At 53.3% G+C, this 14,124-nt stretch carries 14 protein-coding genes and 1 pseudogene; 6 read left to right on the forward strand and 9 right to left on the reverse strand.

The annotated features are described in order from the left end of the window. Nucleotides 1-85: 85 nt before the first annotated feature. The gene (locus PQT43_RS13445; RefSeq protein WP_272754096.1) at nucleotides 86-3,313 is read right to left on the reverse strand and encodes a hypothetical protein; all 3,228 of its coding nucleotides are present in this window, start codon (nucleotides 3,311-3,313) and stop codon (nucleotides 86-88) included. A gap of 55 nt (nucleotides 3,314-3,368) precedes the next feature. Continuing rightward, nucleotides 3,369-3,632 (reverse strand): hypothetical protein, encoded by a 264-nt coding sequence (locus tag PQT43_RS13450; protein WP_272754097.1) that lies wholly within the window; start codon nucleotides 3,630-3,632, stop codon nucleotides 3,369-3,371. A gap of 321 nt (nucleotides 3,633-3,953) precedes the next feature. On the opposite strand from PQT43_RS13450, the gene PQT43_RS13455 reads away from it, so the two are divergent. The 3 genes from PQT43_RS13455 to PQT43_RS13465 all read left to right on the forward strand — a co-directional run bounded on the left by PQT43_RS13455 (nucleotide 3,954) and on the right by PQT43_RS13465 (nucleotide 5,126). Continuing rightward, complete coding sequence (locus PQT43_RS13455; protein WP_272754098.1) at nucleotides 3,954-4,280, forward strand: hypothetical protein; 327 nt, start codon at nucleotides 3,954-3,956, stop codon at nucleotides 4,278-4,280. A 139-nt stretch (nucleotides 4,281-4,419) separates the two neighbouring features. Beyond that, on the forward strand, nucleotides 4,420-4,632 hold the full coding sequence (locus tag PQT43_RS13460; protein WP_272754099.1) for a hypothetical protein: 213 nt from the start codon (nucleotides 4,420-4,422) through the stop codon (nucleotides 4,630-4,632). A gap of 47 nt (nucleotides 4,633-4,679) precedes the next feature. Further along, nucleotides 4,680-5,126, forward strand: coding sequence for an MFS transporter (locus tag PQT43_RS13465; RefSeq protein ID WP_272754100.1), 447 nt, complete (start codon nucleotides 4,680-4,682; stop codon nucleotides 5,124-5,126). 721 nt (nucleotides 5,127-5,847) lie between these two features. Here PQT43_RS13465 and PQT43_RS31415 read toward each other — a convergent pair. The 4 genes from PQT43_RS31415 to PQT43_RS13480 form a co-directional block, all read right to left on the reverse strand. Next, nucleotides 5,848-6,114, reverse strand: a complete 267-nt coding sequence (locus tag PQT43_RS31415; RefSeq protein ID WP_442962468.1) for an antitoxin Xre/MbcA/ParS toxin-binding domain-containing protein — start codon at nucleotides 6,112-6,114, stop codon at nucleotides 5,848-5,850. Nucleotides 6,115-6,121: 7 nt separating this feature from the next. Beyond that, nucleotides 6,122-6,619, reverse strand: coding sequence for a hypothetical protein (locus PQT43_RS13470; RefSeq protein WP_272754101.1), 498 nt, complete (start codon nucleotides 6,617-6,619; stop codon nucleotides 6,122-6,124). Nucleotides 6,620-6,693: 74 nt separating this feature from the next. Next, a complete protein-coding gene (locus PQT43_RS13475; RefSeq protein ID WP_272754102.1) occupies nucleotides 6,694-6,996 on the reverse strand; it encodes a hypothetical protein in 303 nt (100 codons plus the stop codon). 21 nt (nucleotides 6,997-7,017) lie between these two features. Then, on the reverse strand, nucleotides 7,018-7,392 hold the full coding sequence (locus PQT43_RS13480) for a hypothetical protein (protein WP_272754103.1): 375 nt from the start codon (nucleotides 7,390-7,392) through the stop codon (nucleotides 7,018-7,020). Between the two features lie 205 nt (nucleotides 7,393-7,597). Between PQT43_RS13480 and PQT43_RS13485 the strand changes: the two genes are divergently transcribed. The 3 genes and pseudogenes from PQT43_RS13485 to PQT43_RS13495 form a co-directional block, all read left to right on the forward strand. Next, entirely contained in the window at nucleotides 7,598-8,065 is a 468-nt protein-coding gene (locus tag PQT43_RS13485) for a Cro/Cl family transcriptional regulator (protein ID WP_272754104.1), read from the forward strand. Nucleotides 8,066-8,563: 498 nt separating this feature from the next. Continuing rightward, nucleotides 8,564-8,740 carry an AbrB/MazE/SpoVT family DNA-binding domain-containing protein gene (locus tag PQT43_RS13490; RefSeq protein ID WP_442962469.1) on the forward strand — a complete coding sequence of 59 codons (177 nt, stop codon included), beginning with the start codon at nucleotides 8,564-8,566 and terminating at the stop codon, nucleotides 8,738-8,740. 364 nt (nucleotides 8,741-9,104) lie between these two features. Further along, nucleotides 9,105-9,653: pseudogene (locus PQT43_RS13495) on the forward strand (NYN domain-containing protein); the annotation flags it as partial. 546 nt (nucleotides 9,654-10,199) lie between these two features. Here the strand turns inward: PQT43_RS13495 and PQT43_RS13500 are convergent. Genes PQT43_RS13500 through PQT43_RS13510 form a run of 3 tightly spaced genes read right to left on the reverse strand, consistent with a single transcriptional unit; the run spans nucleotide 10,200 to nucleotide 13,849 of the window. Beyond that, a complete protein-coding gene (locus PQT43_RS13500; RefSeq protein ID WP_272754106.1) occupies nucleotides 10,200-12,140 on the reverse strand; it encodes a DUF3732 domain-containing protein in 1,941 nt (646 codons plus the stop codon). After that, on the reverse strand, nucleotides 12,137-12,622 hold the full coding sequence (locus PQT43_RS13505) for a three component ABC system middle component (protein WP_272754107.1): 486 nt from the start codon (nucleotides 12,620-12,622) through the stop codon (nucleotides 12,137-12,139). The genes PQT43_RS13500 and PQT43_RS13505 overlap by 4 nt, the downstream gene beginning before the upstream one ends. A gap of 3 nt (nucleotides 12,623-12,625) precedes the next feature. Then, complete coding sequence (locus PQT43_RS13510) at nucleotides 12,626-13,849, reverse strand: ABC-three component system protein (RefSeq protein ID WP_272754108.1); 1,224 nt, start codon at nucleotides 13,847-13,849, stop codon at nucleotides 12,626-12,628. Nucleotides 13,850-14,124 lie beyond the last annotated feature (275 nt).

The raw sequence follows: 14,124 nt of genomic DNA on the forward strand, positions 1-14,124 counted from the left end.
CAAGCTTTATTACGCCTTTCTGTACCTGAATAGCTTTCGGCGTAACAGCGCCGTTCCTAGGACAACCCTCATACGCAACTAACCTCTACCTGGCTTCAAATGAACGAAGCTTCGCCAGCGCACGGCTGGTTGGAGGATTTTCCACGCCTGCCGGAACAAAGATATCGTCGTCAGGCTTGATCGCCGAAATCTCCTGGTCGTTTTCATCGATCTCCCAGGCATGCATGACAACGACGCCAGAAGTTATTAGATGGCTAACGAGTTCCCCTTTGGCATTCAGCGTAGCAACATGACACTTCTTATGAACTTCGTAGTCTTTCAAAAATCTGTCAATATTTTCAGAAGAACTCGGTGTCATGGTATGTATCCTAGAAAGTGCCGTTTGGACTTTCGAAGATCCAGCATCAGCTCGATCGAGATTACTTGTAACAGCCACGCGATAATGCGCAGGATTCTGCCTGCTAATCCCTCGTATCAATACAATGCGCAAAGCATTATTAGGATCTTTGTCTCCGATAGTTTTTGCGATGTTCTCGAATATCTTATGTCCGATAGCGGCATTCTTAAAGCCGAATATCAGCACTGGAATTTCGCCTTCGCATGCCTGAAAGCCTAACCCCCTCCAGCCGGCTTGACTCCACAGGCTTTCTTGGATGATGGAAACAACTTTAAGCTCTCTATGCTTCATTGTTGAAAACTGAAACGGATGTTTTGGGCGCTCCTCAGACACATCAGATTTAGAGGGCCAGTCCATAGGTTCTACATTGTGGTGCTCATGCCAAGTTACGCGCCGAGTTGGCTTGTAAAATTCAAAGGCAGTATCCTTATGAGACTCGATGCCTAGGACAGCATTACGCCCCATGAAATAGCTATCCAATCCAATATTACAATTGAAGACCACTGCTCGTTCTAGAGCCTTGTCGTCTCGAAGCATCTCTTCGATTTTCGACCAGCTTATCTGAGGGCAAATAATGGACACAAAGTGAAGGCAGAACTCACTGTAAAATTGCCTGATCGTATCTCGTTGTTCATCGGTCAAACTGGCAATGCTGAACGGCGAACAGAGGATCTCAGCAGAGGTCACCTGCGCAGCGGTGTCGAAGCTGTGCTGCAGTATGAAGCCATCCTCATCTTCCAATAAGATATCAATGTTCACGGCGGGCACTGTAGCCGTTGCATGATCTGCCATCATCGGTGCGCAGAAGCTCTCCAGCACAGCCAGCAATTGCTGCGCTAACTCAATGCATGGAGATTTTACCGGGAAGGACACAGACACCTTACAACCCAGGATACAGGAGCTTATGGTTGTCCAGCGATCCAGATAAAGGTTGAGCGGGGCCACCGGAGCGCCCATATCGATACTGCGCCACATGTTCATAAGGTGAAAATCAATTGGCTCACCCTCAGGCCCCGCTTTATCTTCATGGCCTAAGCACACCAATAGCGCATCTGCACTGAGCCCTAGATCCAACTGATTCAGCTTGTCCGGCAGCCAGGCTATTCTTTCAACGTCTGAAAAATTAGCATTGAGAAATAGCTGACCAATCAGAACCTCATAATTCATTTTCTGATGTTCTGTCCACAGCTTTTCATCCACTGCTTGAGAGACAAGTTGAGCTAAGTGGTACCAAGTCAAAGACTGACTCACACGACCTAGTTGACCTTCGATCCACATGAGTCGTTGGTAAATAGCAGCTTGCTTAGAACTGCCTCGCTGTTCCTTCAGCGCGTCAGAGGTGACCACATAAGCTGCCATCAGCGCTGCTCCTCGCGCAGCCCACAGCAGGCCCTGCTTATCGTATGCATGGGACAACATATAAAGGGCAGCGAAGACTTCCGCCTTGCTTTCACTGCTATACAGCCCATACAGGGATAACCCGAAGCACTTGATCGCCCTGTAATAATCCTGTTTATCGCTGCTCAGCGCTCCTCGTCTCAGGTACTTATCTGCCTTTATCCGGCTATTTTCCCGTTCACCCGCATCATCAATGAGCTTATCCATGAGATCTTCGTAGGCCTTGAGATCTCCAAAGGCCACGTCGAGTTCTTCGAGCAAGTTGACGAGACGAGCCATAGGGTAGCCAATCAGCTTATGAGCACTATCAGCGATTTCGCTCAAAGACCGGAAGGTGTTACTGGCTTGCTCCTCATTTTCGGCAACCAGCAGATCCAGAAGCGCCAGAGAGGTCTTGGCTTGTAATGCGCCGCTTATCATGTCCGCGTTGTCGGCTATCGAGTTCAGTTTCTCTCGAATGGTGGCCTCAATGGAGTCCATATCAAGGGTGCACTTACCGTCTCGATCAGTGGTGACCACCAGATTGAACAACGTTACGACTTTTTCCCACACCTCAACGTTGTCGGTTTCTCGGGCCACGCCGAGCGCTTTCTCAAAGGTTTCCTCAAAGAGATCGGCATTTTCCAGCCACCAGTACGCGGCCCAGGTCAGCTGGTAAAGGGCGTCGAAATGCTGTCTCTGGGTACCAAACTTTTTCGCTGTCCGCACAGCAATATTGAACTGGTGCTCCACAGCAACGGCATCATGCTCCAGCTCTTTGTAAATGATGGCCCGATTGGTGTAGAGATCGACTTGGGATAGCGTCAGATGGCCCGGATCTTCAATCTGTTCGATCTGGCGTTCGATCTCTGTAAGCTGAATTTGCTTGTCAGCGTCGAATGGGCCGATCTGAATTTTGCTCTCAATGCTACCTGTAAGACCTAGGTGATCGATGGCAAGCTGCTGATTCTTGGGCTGCAGTGTTTTATCAAGCAGCCAAGTACGATCGAGGATTGTGACCTTGACGCCATACTTTTCGGAAAGCTCGTCTTGAAGCTCTGCTCTGGAGCTGTTCTTGATGAAACGGCTGGTGACACAGAAGATTTGAACGTAGCCACGCCCTGTCGACATGATGCTCTCGACGTCCTTTCTGCATTTTGCCCTCCAAGCTTTCTGGGTGCTGACACCGAATGCCCATCGCTCGGACTCCGGGGTCTCGTTTAATCCCCAGAAAAAGGCGATTTGGCTGGCTACAGGATACGTCTCGGTATCGGTTTTACCGTCCCCACCCGCAGTCGGGCCGGTCTGGGCAACCAGGTTGGGGCAAATTTCTCGCTCACAAAGCTTGCGTACGAATATCTCGAACTCAAGCTCTTGGCTTCGGTTGTTCAGGGTCTCGAAGTGATACTCCAGCATGGAGCGATCGATAGTCGACTCCTGTAGCTTTAAAGAGTCCGAGAACTGCTCCGGACGTCTCGCTCGCAGAAAGTCTTGCGGCTTGGGGGCAGTTATCTTGGTAGCCGATTGTTCCTTATCCATCATCCACTCCTGAAATGACCACTGGCACTACCCGGCTACGATCAACGCTCTGGCCCTAGGTTAATTCAGGGCTCGACGTCATCATGATGGTGTGCGGTACGCGATGCCTGGGAACGTCTGCGCACACTGGGTGAGCGGACGGTCGCAAAACCTTCAAGGTCTGGCAAATGATTTGGCGCAGGCCTGAGGGCTTGAGACCACATTCGTAGCTCAATTGAATCAGGTACTCCTGCATCGCTTGCGGTGCGTCTTCCCGGACGGTGATTTCGGCTTCATCGACCAGAAAGAAACCGTGACGCCTTGAAAATGAGTCCTTCATCCTTACCCTCCGTCTCACTTAGTCCGGGGGTAGATCGCCATAGCGAGCTGGCTCGATGATGCCTGACATTGCGAGGTTGGAATAGGAGAGAGGCATCGACGCCTGGCCTAAAGCCGTTCGTAACCGTCCGGCAAACACATATTCCTGACACCGCCGCCGAAGGCCATGATGCCCACACTGCGCACACCTGCAACGAGAGCGGATCGCTGGAGTCTCTCCAATGCAGCTTGGTGAATCCCCGCCCTAGCACGCAACCTCAATAGTGCCCTCGTGCCCCGTGTTGGTTAGAATTACCGCTACAACGCCTAAAGGAGGCCGTGAATGCCAGACTCTAGAAATGAGCTGCCCCTTTGCCCCAAGAAGTACATCCAAGCCGTAAGCTTGATTCAGGGGTCTGACTACCCTCTCACACTCATCCGCAGCAAGCTGCAACTCAACGAGACCGCCGAACTCATTTTTTCCGAGTTCGCCGACAGCTATTTTCTGAAGGTCGATGACCAAGACAGGTGGGAGAATCAGCGCGTGGGAATGATCGACGCGGCATCGACGATGCCGTTTAAGTCGCTCGGGATTTTCAAAGAAGAAATCGCGACGTGGTCAGCAGGTGACGTTGCCAGAGCCCAAAGCGTTGAAGGCTTCGGTGACTAAGCACGTTCAACGCGCAGAGCCGACACAACCGATGACAATCAGGATCGTCTCGACACAATGGACGACTAGTTGCCTCACCGGGACAAGATCAAAGCCCCAGGTCTCCCGCAAAACACTGGTCGCGGATTGAAGCAGGGGCATGCCCATCGATTATCAGCTTCTGCTGCAGATGGCGTACGAGATGCCAGGCCAAAGGTTCACGGATTTCCAAGCAACCGTCGAGCTGATGGAAGCCATTGGGGCGCTGCGTAGCAAGGGCCTCTCGAAGCGCCGTAAAGCCAACAGCCCCGATGACCGACCTGTGAACACGAATGAGATTATCCAGCCCAGGACGACGCTGGTACGAGCGTAGTGATTGGACTGTCCTGGGGACTACTGGTCGCAGGAGCTTTCTCACCCATGGTGGGACGATGGATCGACCGAAGTGGGGGACGTACCGTGTTGGCAACCAGCTCGGTATTTTTGGCGATGGGTCTGCTGTTGATGGGCTTAGCAAACAATTTAACCGTTTATTACCTAGCATGGACGCTGATCGGCATGGGCATGGCTGCTGGCCTTTATGACGCAGCGTTTTCGACACTCGGACGACTACTTGGCGACAACGCACGTGCCTCGATGACTGGTCTTACTTTACTAGGTGGGTTTGCCAGCACCTTAGGCTGGCCACTGATCGCAGGCCTAGAGCACCAGATCGGCTGGAGGTACAGCTGCTTTGCCTTAGCCGCAATGCACCTGATAGTTGGACTACCAATCCATCTTCTGACAATTCCCAGCGAGAAAGCCCCCCCCAAGCTGAACCTGTTCCTCTCGCGAGTCTCCCGTCCATTCCAAATTCCAGCAAATTAGCCAATCGCATATTCATCCTGCTGGCAGCACTGCTGACACTCCAATCGCTGGTTATTTCTTCAGTCTCAGTCCATCTACTTGATGTGCTGAGATTGCTTGGCATCGCAACTTCTACAGCATTGGCCATTGGAATGATGATTGGGCCTTCTCAAGTCGTGGCACGCCTTGCAGAGTTTTCGATTGGCCGAAATCTGCACCCTACCTGGTCGGCTCGTATCGCCATCCTGCTATGCGGGGTGAGTATTGCGATGCTGCTACCAGCCATACCATGGCTGGCCTTCGTGGCCTTGGCTCTTTACGGAGCAGGTAATGGAATTCTGACCATTGCTCGCGGAACATTACCCTTGGCTCTATTCGGCGCGGATGGCTACGGAACACGTATGGGGCAGTTGGCTCGCCCCATGCTGATCGCCCAGGCTGCAGGCCCTGTAGCAGCAGCATTTGCTCTAGAGAGATTTGGATCAATCCCGCTGTTAGTTGGAATGTGCGCTCTAATAGCAATAAGCTTTATTACGAGCCTCGCTCTCCCAACCAAATGAATGCTTCAGCCTGACGCAAATTTGGCCGCAGAAAATCCGCCTCTATCTTCCCTAGCAAACCGATACTTACAACCATATCGGAAAAATGTGGCAGTGAGGCTCGGCACACAAGACCACGAATCGCACAGCTTCTAGGATGGCGACCTCTCACTCGATAGAACGCAACGACAGGCTAAATGGGATTAGGCTCGTATGCCGTGATCAAGCCGCATAAGTTCGTCATGGATACTTGTGTATCCCATAGGTGTGAACAACAGCCGGCAGGGTGTCTGATCGCCCAGTCCGGACATACTACTTCCAACCCAACGTAACGCCTTCTTTCGACTCCCGAACACCTTGAACGCAATCGACAAAACGTGCTCGTATCGCGCCAGGTAGCAACGATGGCTAGCGCTCCAGCAATCGACAGGGGGGAAGGCGCATCGTCCGAAAACCTTGAATTCATTCATGCTTCAGCTATCGAACAACAACGCCGTGAGCAGCCAGGTCGCTAACGAGTGTCTTGCGGCGCAGCATGGTTGGAATCTTGAAAACGTTCCTATAGCCGTACCAAATTCCCATGGGAATCAATAGCAAGCCGATACCATAAGTTGCTGTAGCAACAACAATCCCCCCTGGTATTGATCCCAGTCCGAAAACGATGCCTTTTAGAATACTGGACTTTGCAACTAGTCGCATATCATCAAGATCATACTCAACTTTTCCGTCTGGCTTTTCAATTGCTATCAAAACAATGGATTTCTTCGACAAGTTCTTATAATACCAAGTTCTAGGTTTATTCTCGACGATAGCTCCGTGCCGCTCTAGATATCTAAGCATTACCACTTCTTTGAGATAGAATGTCTTCCCGCCCTCATCTTCGAGCCTGACTCGATTATAAAGCGCGTCAAGATCAGCAGAAGCTTGACGATTGCAGTTTTTTACAATGACGGTCATTTTCTTTAGTTCTGACATGCACTTTCCTTAATATACAGAGCGGCGCGTTCCTTTCAGTCTCGCCGTAGCTAACAAGTCAATAGAGATCACTCTTAGACTTCCGATGTCTCATTCAACAGCCCGCCGAACTCGGTGACGACAACGTAATGGTCTTTTCCGCACAGGCTGCGCAGGAGGGTAAAGCCGCTGTCTTGACGAATCGATCTTACCGGTGGGGTTACCACCGTCGTGCCGTCCGGGATTCTCCGGGAGTGGTCAAAATAGATTGACGCTGCGTACACGTCTCCGACGACTGCAGCATCAGTGAGATACCCGTCGACAAGCACACCCCAACCAATCGCCTGAGCAGCTTCAAGCCGCGTCGACAAGCTGGGAAAAACCTCAAAAGCAGACACTTCGCTATCTCCAGCACCAGGTCAAAATTCAATGATTTTCAAGCGATCAAAACCGGTCTGCTCAACTGGGTAACCTCTAGAATTTGAGATGAGCCGGCAGCGACCGAGCGTGACGTCAACTGAATGATGCGTGTGGCCAAAAATCCAAAAATTACTTTGGTCGACTAACGAGTGCCAGTTGTTCGTATAGCTCGCGCTCAGATGGCTATCGCTGTTCTCGTGCCCTGCGACTTGTGGAACGTACAGCACAGGGGCCGAGAACATGTCGCTCGCCCAATGCACACCTCTGGTGCCTTTGTGGATGTCCCCGGCCAGGATGACGAGATCGACATCGACCAAGGGCAGCTGGATAGGCTCGAACTCAAGATATAGGTCGGACAGAACGAGGGCTTTCATCTGTTCTCATGGTCGGTTTACTCGTTTATTGATGACCGCATACGGATGGGCGCAACGTGCAGCCTGGGCGGGGCGCCAAGTCCATCGCACTGCCACCCCGTGATGGTGCTGCCAGCAATCTTAAAGCGAATAGCCGAATAATTACAATATACGTAGTTTATTTGGCACGCATAAACGTGGCCATATCCTGCCTTTTTGGGCACTTATGTCGCTGAAAAATGAAGTTGCCGCCGTGCTTCGAGCGCTACGTCATGTGCACGGTGCAGGCTATGCCCACCTGTCTGACCATGCTGCTCGTAGAACGATTGGCGAGCTCGAACGAGCCGGCACTGGCGTGACGCTAGATAAGCTCGCGTCTGTAGCGCAGACACTAGGATTCGATCTTCCAACCTTCGTGGCTCTCTGTGACAGCCTTCAGCGAGGTGTCGAGCCGGAGCAGGTGATTGGATCAATGGCGAGTCAGATCGAGGCTTTTCGTGCTGCTGGTGGTATTGATCTGATGCAGAGCGAGATTTCAGACGGTGTGATCGTAAAAAGGCCTCGCGGAAAACCCAGGGATCATCAAGCCGTCGCTGAGATTCGTCGGCTTAAAGCTGAGGGCAGGAATCAATCGGAAGCGGCCAGGGAGCTCGGAATCCCACGTTCAACGGTTCAAACACATTGGCATGACTAGCCGCGTACTTGGTTTCTACTGGAAGCCGAATGAAGATCACTAGGTTGAGGACAGGGAAAATTTGCTCGATGGGTGTGCGCAGGATACCCGCCGAGCCCTTGCTCAAGAGTCCGGGCCACGTCTTCGAAAAGCTTCCTGTCGGCCTTTTCTGATACTTCTATCGTCGCCATGCGTCACCTCACCAACCTGTACCAGATTCTGGTGGCTCTCGCGAATGGCCGCAATGGATCGATTGTGTTGAAAAAGTTGGCCTTCCCGAAACACTCGAATATTGATGGATGAAAACACCTCAGGTGCACGCAGCTACGTGAAATCCGAGTCCTGAACTGTCTGCCAAAATTCAGATTTCAATCCCAGGCGCGTACTTTTCTCGCGCGGAATTCGAAGCCGACTTTTTCAACAGAATCGATCTAAAGCTGCCAGACGCGCACTCGCGGCGTAGGATACCGCGTACTCACTTCTGTAGAGATTGGAGCTAGCATCTAAATGAGTGACTCAATGAAAACGACTGTGGTCTGCCAGGATTCAGCTGACGGTAGCGGTGACGTCATCATCGATCTCCCACCGGAAATCCTTTCGGCAATAGGCGTTGGTCTTGGTGAGTTGTTGAGCATCGAGTTGGTCAATGGGTCGATAGTGCTAAAGCCAATCCATGACATCGACTCGAAAGCCTGAGGCTGCTTTTGCCCCCAAACGGACACTGATCCAAAGCGCTGTTGTCAGTGCCGGCGATGGGCCGCGAAGCGGCCCCAGCTATAATAGATGTCCGCAATGGATCTAGGCTGTGTGAAAACGCACTAAATACGTTGCAAACTGAAAGTCGCGATGGTGCCAGTGGAATCAGCGCACGTAAGCGCGAATTTCCTTGATCTGTTGCATAGGCGTTCGTATTGCCGTTTGGGCCGCGTCAGCGGCCCAAACAGTCGCTCACGAACGGCAAAGCGGCTTGGTTCACACCCTGATCGCCTAAAAGATGCTCATCATTCGTTTGAGGTTGTAGGCGAGCACATGAAGGCTCATCTCAGTGCTCACCCCCGGCAGCTCGCTGATCATTGATGCCATGGACTTGCTGTACACCCGCCGCTTTGATGGATTTTGCCTAGTGTCCAGCGATAGCGACTTCACCCGCCTTGCCTCGCGCCTGCGCGAGGAAGGCCTCACGGTGTATGGCTTCGGAGAAGAGAAAACACTGAAGCCTTTCGTGGCGGCGTGCGACAAATTCGTCTACATCGAATTGCTTCGCGAGGACAGCCTGGCGCAGGCTAACGAAGAACCAATTCCCGACCTCAGCGCGCACACAGACATGCTCAAACCTGTTGCGATGGCACAACCAAAAAAACCAAAGGCGCCGGGCGGGTTCATCGCGAAAATTCTGGACGACATCGCCGACGAAGATGGATGGGCACACCTAGGCGCACTTGGCGCAAATATCACGAAGCTGCGGCCAGAGTTTGATCCTCGCACCCACGGCTACAAGAAGCTGAGCGATCTAATCAAGGGTTACCCGCACGCCTTTGAAATTCAGGCACGCGGTACGACGGGGGGGAGCGCTGCCATGTACGCGCGGCACAAACAACAGAGCAAATGATGAGTTCAACCGCAGCGCCCCCAAAAGCAACATCAGCCGTGCTGACAAAAGACGTCCGAGCGTCCTTGGCAATAATTGGTTTGCGCCGCTATAGCCGGCGCATTTCACCCTGAAGACACCAAGAACAGCACGATCTGTTGCACCTCTTGGGGGGTGGGGGGGTGGAGGGCTGAATATCCGGAATCAGGTGGTCGTACTTCGAAATCGTCAGGCTCTACTGATTCCGCAAAGAGCATCGACCTCAGGCGAATCCCGATGACATCACGCTGCTGGGCATCAAGCAAAGTCTGAGCGCAATACGACCAGGCTTGCACGCTGCTTGATGGAACGGCTCACCAAGCTGTAGTTGAGAAATTCCAGCGATCCGCTTTCGTTGCAGGAGTGCGCATTCCAGGCCTTCTTCGATACCCGATGTTGACTATCGTTGGTGTACCGCACGCTCTTCACGGAATATTTCAAGTTCGTCCAGGGTCTTTAGAAATTGCACGCCTACCTGGACGACCTCAAACTACTCCCCCAACAAGGCAGTATCTTTAATACCCCGCCTCACTGAGTATCTTTCCTCCTAGGCCAATCCAGCGGTATGAGCGCGTCCGCTGAAAGCTTGTTCCAGCGTTTACGGGTAGCTGCGACGTAGCGTGGATCGTCGCCGAAGAACGCGTGCTCGATGAGCAGTACCTGAAGGCCTTCCTGAGCGGCGGTGGCGTTGAACAGGAAGTCGAGATGCCGGCGCATGGCCGATACTTCCTCGTTTTCGCCAATCTCTGATTCATCCTCACCACGCTGCGGGTAGTAAGGGCGACTGATCTGGTCGAAGGCCAGGAACGCAGGGACTGGCGCGTTTACCTTGGCCAAATACTTCTGAAGCGCGAACGAAAGCGCGATGTGAATGGCCAGGTAATTCTCATCTGAGCCAGCATCCGGTAGCCTCAAGACGGCACCAGAATCTTTCTCGATAATCGCGATATCCGGCGGCTTAGACGAAAACTCCAGCTCTGCACCGATGCACGGTTGTCCCGTGGGCAAATCTGCAAATGCTTCGGACAAGTACTGGGAAACTTTGCGCTCCGCGCGCGCGAGCAGCACTTGCTTGGCAGAGCTATCAACTAGGGATTCCAGCCCCTGAATCTGTTCACGTAGGACATCTAGATCAGGGCCAGGTAAGGGGGTGGTCGGATTCATCTCTAGGAACTGATGAACCTTACCTAGCAGCAGCACGCGGTACTGGGCAAGGCTCTCCAACTGCTTAGCCTCTTCGCTCTGTCTTACCCAGGTTTTGATGCGCTCGTCGACGCCATTGAGCGTCAAGTTCAAGCGCGAGAGCTCCAATTGCAACGAATCCTCGTGCTCGACGAATCGCGGTCGAACATCCTCAACAGCAATAGTTTCCGAACGCACGATATTCATCGATCGGTGGATGGCCTCAGAGATTTCGATACCGCGCTCGCTGGGCGTATCACACAGCGGGCAGGCAGAGGATACGGGCTGTAGGTGCTCAGCAATCTTGAGCTTCTCATACTGCCGACGTACCGCTCCTTCGAAAGCCTTCATGTCCTCAAGGGTCTTACGGGTCGCGCGCGACTTACGTCGAACATTCTCGATCTCGCTAAGCAGGTTCCGCCGCTGCGCATGAAGATTGGCCAGCTCTGATTCTTCCGGGTTCTTACCGGCACTTGGCTTGGACTGCTTGATCTGCGTCAGAGCCGCCTGCAGTTCAGATTCGGTTGCCATTTCTGAAGGCAGGTCAGCCAAGCCATTGCGATGGGCATCCATAAGCAATCGCATCGCGAACTTTTTGTAGTCACTGCCCGCTGCCTGTCGAGTCTTGAGTTTGCGCTCTTCGCGCTCAAGCTTCTTTCGAAGATCACGCAAGCGTCTCTCTTGTAGCACCGTGTCCTGGTTCACCACCCCCAAGAAGTAAGGCATGGTTTCGATGATGGCGGGCGCTTCATCGGCCTGATCTAGCCCGTGTAACAACGCGGTCTCGTTATAGATGACGTCCTTGGGGACGAACATATAAGCCGTTGCGTGGCGCACGGTAGGCCGCCATTTGCGCGCCGTTCTATCATCGGGGGCATCGGGTAACCCGGCAATGCCGAAAGCACGCTCGATAAAGCCTTTTCCCGCCTCAAGGGTCGTGGCCCCCTGAAACGCCTCAACGGATTGCGGTATGGGGAGATTGCGCCCATTGCTCACGAACATCCGCGTGCTCGTGCCCTGGCCAACAGGTGGAATGAGACGTCCGGTGATCATCTGCATGTCGCCCATAACCCACTTTACGCCCACAGCAACGCTGTGACGTTTGACGTGAGCAGCAAGCTCGCACTTGCTCGAACCTAAGCAGTAGTCGATGGCTTTAATCAGCGTCGATTTACCGGTACCCGATGCACCGGTAATGATATTCACCTGGCCCGGTTTCAGGTCGAGTATGCGAACACGGCCCCCTTCGCCCACAAAGAAAATGTCCGAAATATTCCAGCGGTTCATAGCTCCAGGCCCATCATGTCGAATGCCGTCCTTGTTGATCCCGCCAAGGCAAACCAATGGCCCAAGCGGTCTATATTCTTGAAGACTTGTTGGGTGTTTTCGCTCAACTGCTTGGGGAGCAATCTGGGGAGAGTCGAGGCGCCGGGGATCAACCGGCCCTCGGTATCGATCGCCAACAGATGGGTAAAGCAGGCAAAGCGAATCGCCTCCGTCACGATATCCAGCGAGCCGTTGACGCGATCTGCGAGTCGGATCTGGATCGCCGGGCTTCGGCGAAACCATTCAAGTAAGCCTGTTCGGCGATCGGTGCTATTGAACGTCGGCGCAAGCTCTCCAGAAAGCGCCAAGGGCAACGCGGCGTAGCACAGCGAAATATCCGGGTCGTAGTCGGCACGTCCACGATAAGCCCCTACGAAAGTCGCCAAAAGCGCAGCGCAATAGGCCGGATTGGTCTCGGCATAAATGTCATGAGCAATAGCCATTGCTTACTCCTCCAGGAGCTTGCGGTAGTCGGCGTGCCAACCAACCTGGAGATCGATCGCCAACACCTGATAAGTGCCGCGAACGTAGTAGTGACCATTCCAACTCGGCGCAATTGGCTCGACTTGGCTCGGCGCCTCTCTGTGCGTCCAGCGCAGCAGTTCCAAGCCCATAGCTCTCACCTCGGGCTCATCAAGCTCCTCGCAATCCTCAACCATTTCAACATGGCGATCGGCCCAATGCTCAGTGAGTTTCGCGTCATATCCGGCAATCTTCGAACGCATGCCGGGGTTATCAACGATCCATTTTGCTCGCTGCTCCTTCGCTCGCCACTCCTCACGAACTGCCTTGGCGATATCCGATGGTTTGCCACCAACCAGTCCGATTTGTCGATACAGCATGCCATCAGCATGGTAGTCATCAGGGTGGCTCACCATGTCGAAGTCGGCGATAAGCTGCTCGTCCTCCAACTGCGAGATGATCGAAGAAATGCACTGCTGCATCTCGCTGCGCTGGATCACCCGTTCACGGTTGCCACATAGGGAGTAAACGATTTGCTGATCCCACCAGGCCAACAGATGCCCGGCGACTATCATTTGTTGATCCTTGGGGATGATGTGCAGCCTTTTGGCAACTTCGCTCTGGATACGCCCAATAGGGACACTGTCATGCTGAATCAGTATGCGTCGTAACAGGCTCAGCCTGGCAGTGGGGGTAAGCGCGAGAAACACCTCACAACCAGCAGCACGCGCTGCATGTGGTAGCTTGCCTCCCCCCGCCTCCGCAGCAGCACGCTCCTCTACAACACGCATTGCTTCCTCAGTCATCGCCTTGAGCAGGGCCTGCCGATTACTCTTCGGATCACACAAGGTGATCAAGGGAGAATCATCCGGTACCTTTCCGACAGATACGAGGTGGAATGTTGTGTCCGCAAGCGATACCAGTGGCAGTACGTCGATCCATACACGCAACGTCTTCCATAGCGCTACGGAAGCGAGGGTAACGGGTGGAGGGGACTTTTGGATGGAATGTTTCAACTGATAGAGCAGCGTTTGTCCGTTCGCCCTAAGCTCCACATCGTCGAGCCGCTCTACCGCGACTGCGGCATGATGCTCGGCATCATCAGAGCTCTGAGAAAGGAGGGTCAGTAGTGCAAATTGACTCTGGTAGTAAAAACCCAGGGCCGCAGCCGTTGCCTCATGAACGATGTTCGAGTCTGTGTTATCCATCACCCGTGCAAGCGCCTCCCACTGCTGTATGCGATCCATATGTGCCGGGCGAAAATGATAACAGAGTGCCACTATTCAAGGTACACCACCCTTGACTCAGCGCTAGAGATAACCGCCGCGCTTGTGGGTGGACGGCCTGCATCGGGCGCCTGAGTAAGGCGCCCTCGCGATTGGCGGCCTTGAAAGTGAGCGCTTGGGACTGAGACGCCAGTGCTCAGAGCATTTTGCAATGGTGGAAGGCTCGCAGTGGGGCAAAGCACATGCCGCGACCACCG

This window comes from Pseudomonas sp. BLCC-B112, from assembly GCF_028550695.1.
GTDB lineage: Bacteria > Pseudomonadota > Gammaproteobacteria > Pseudomonadales > Pseudomonadaceae > Aquipseudomonas > Aquipseudomonas danubii.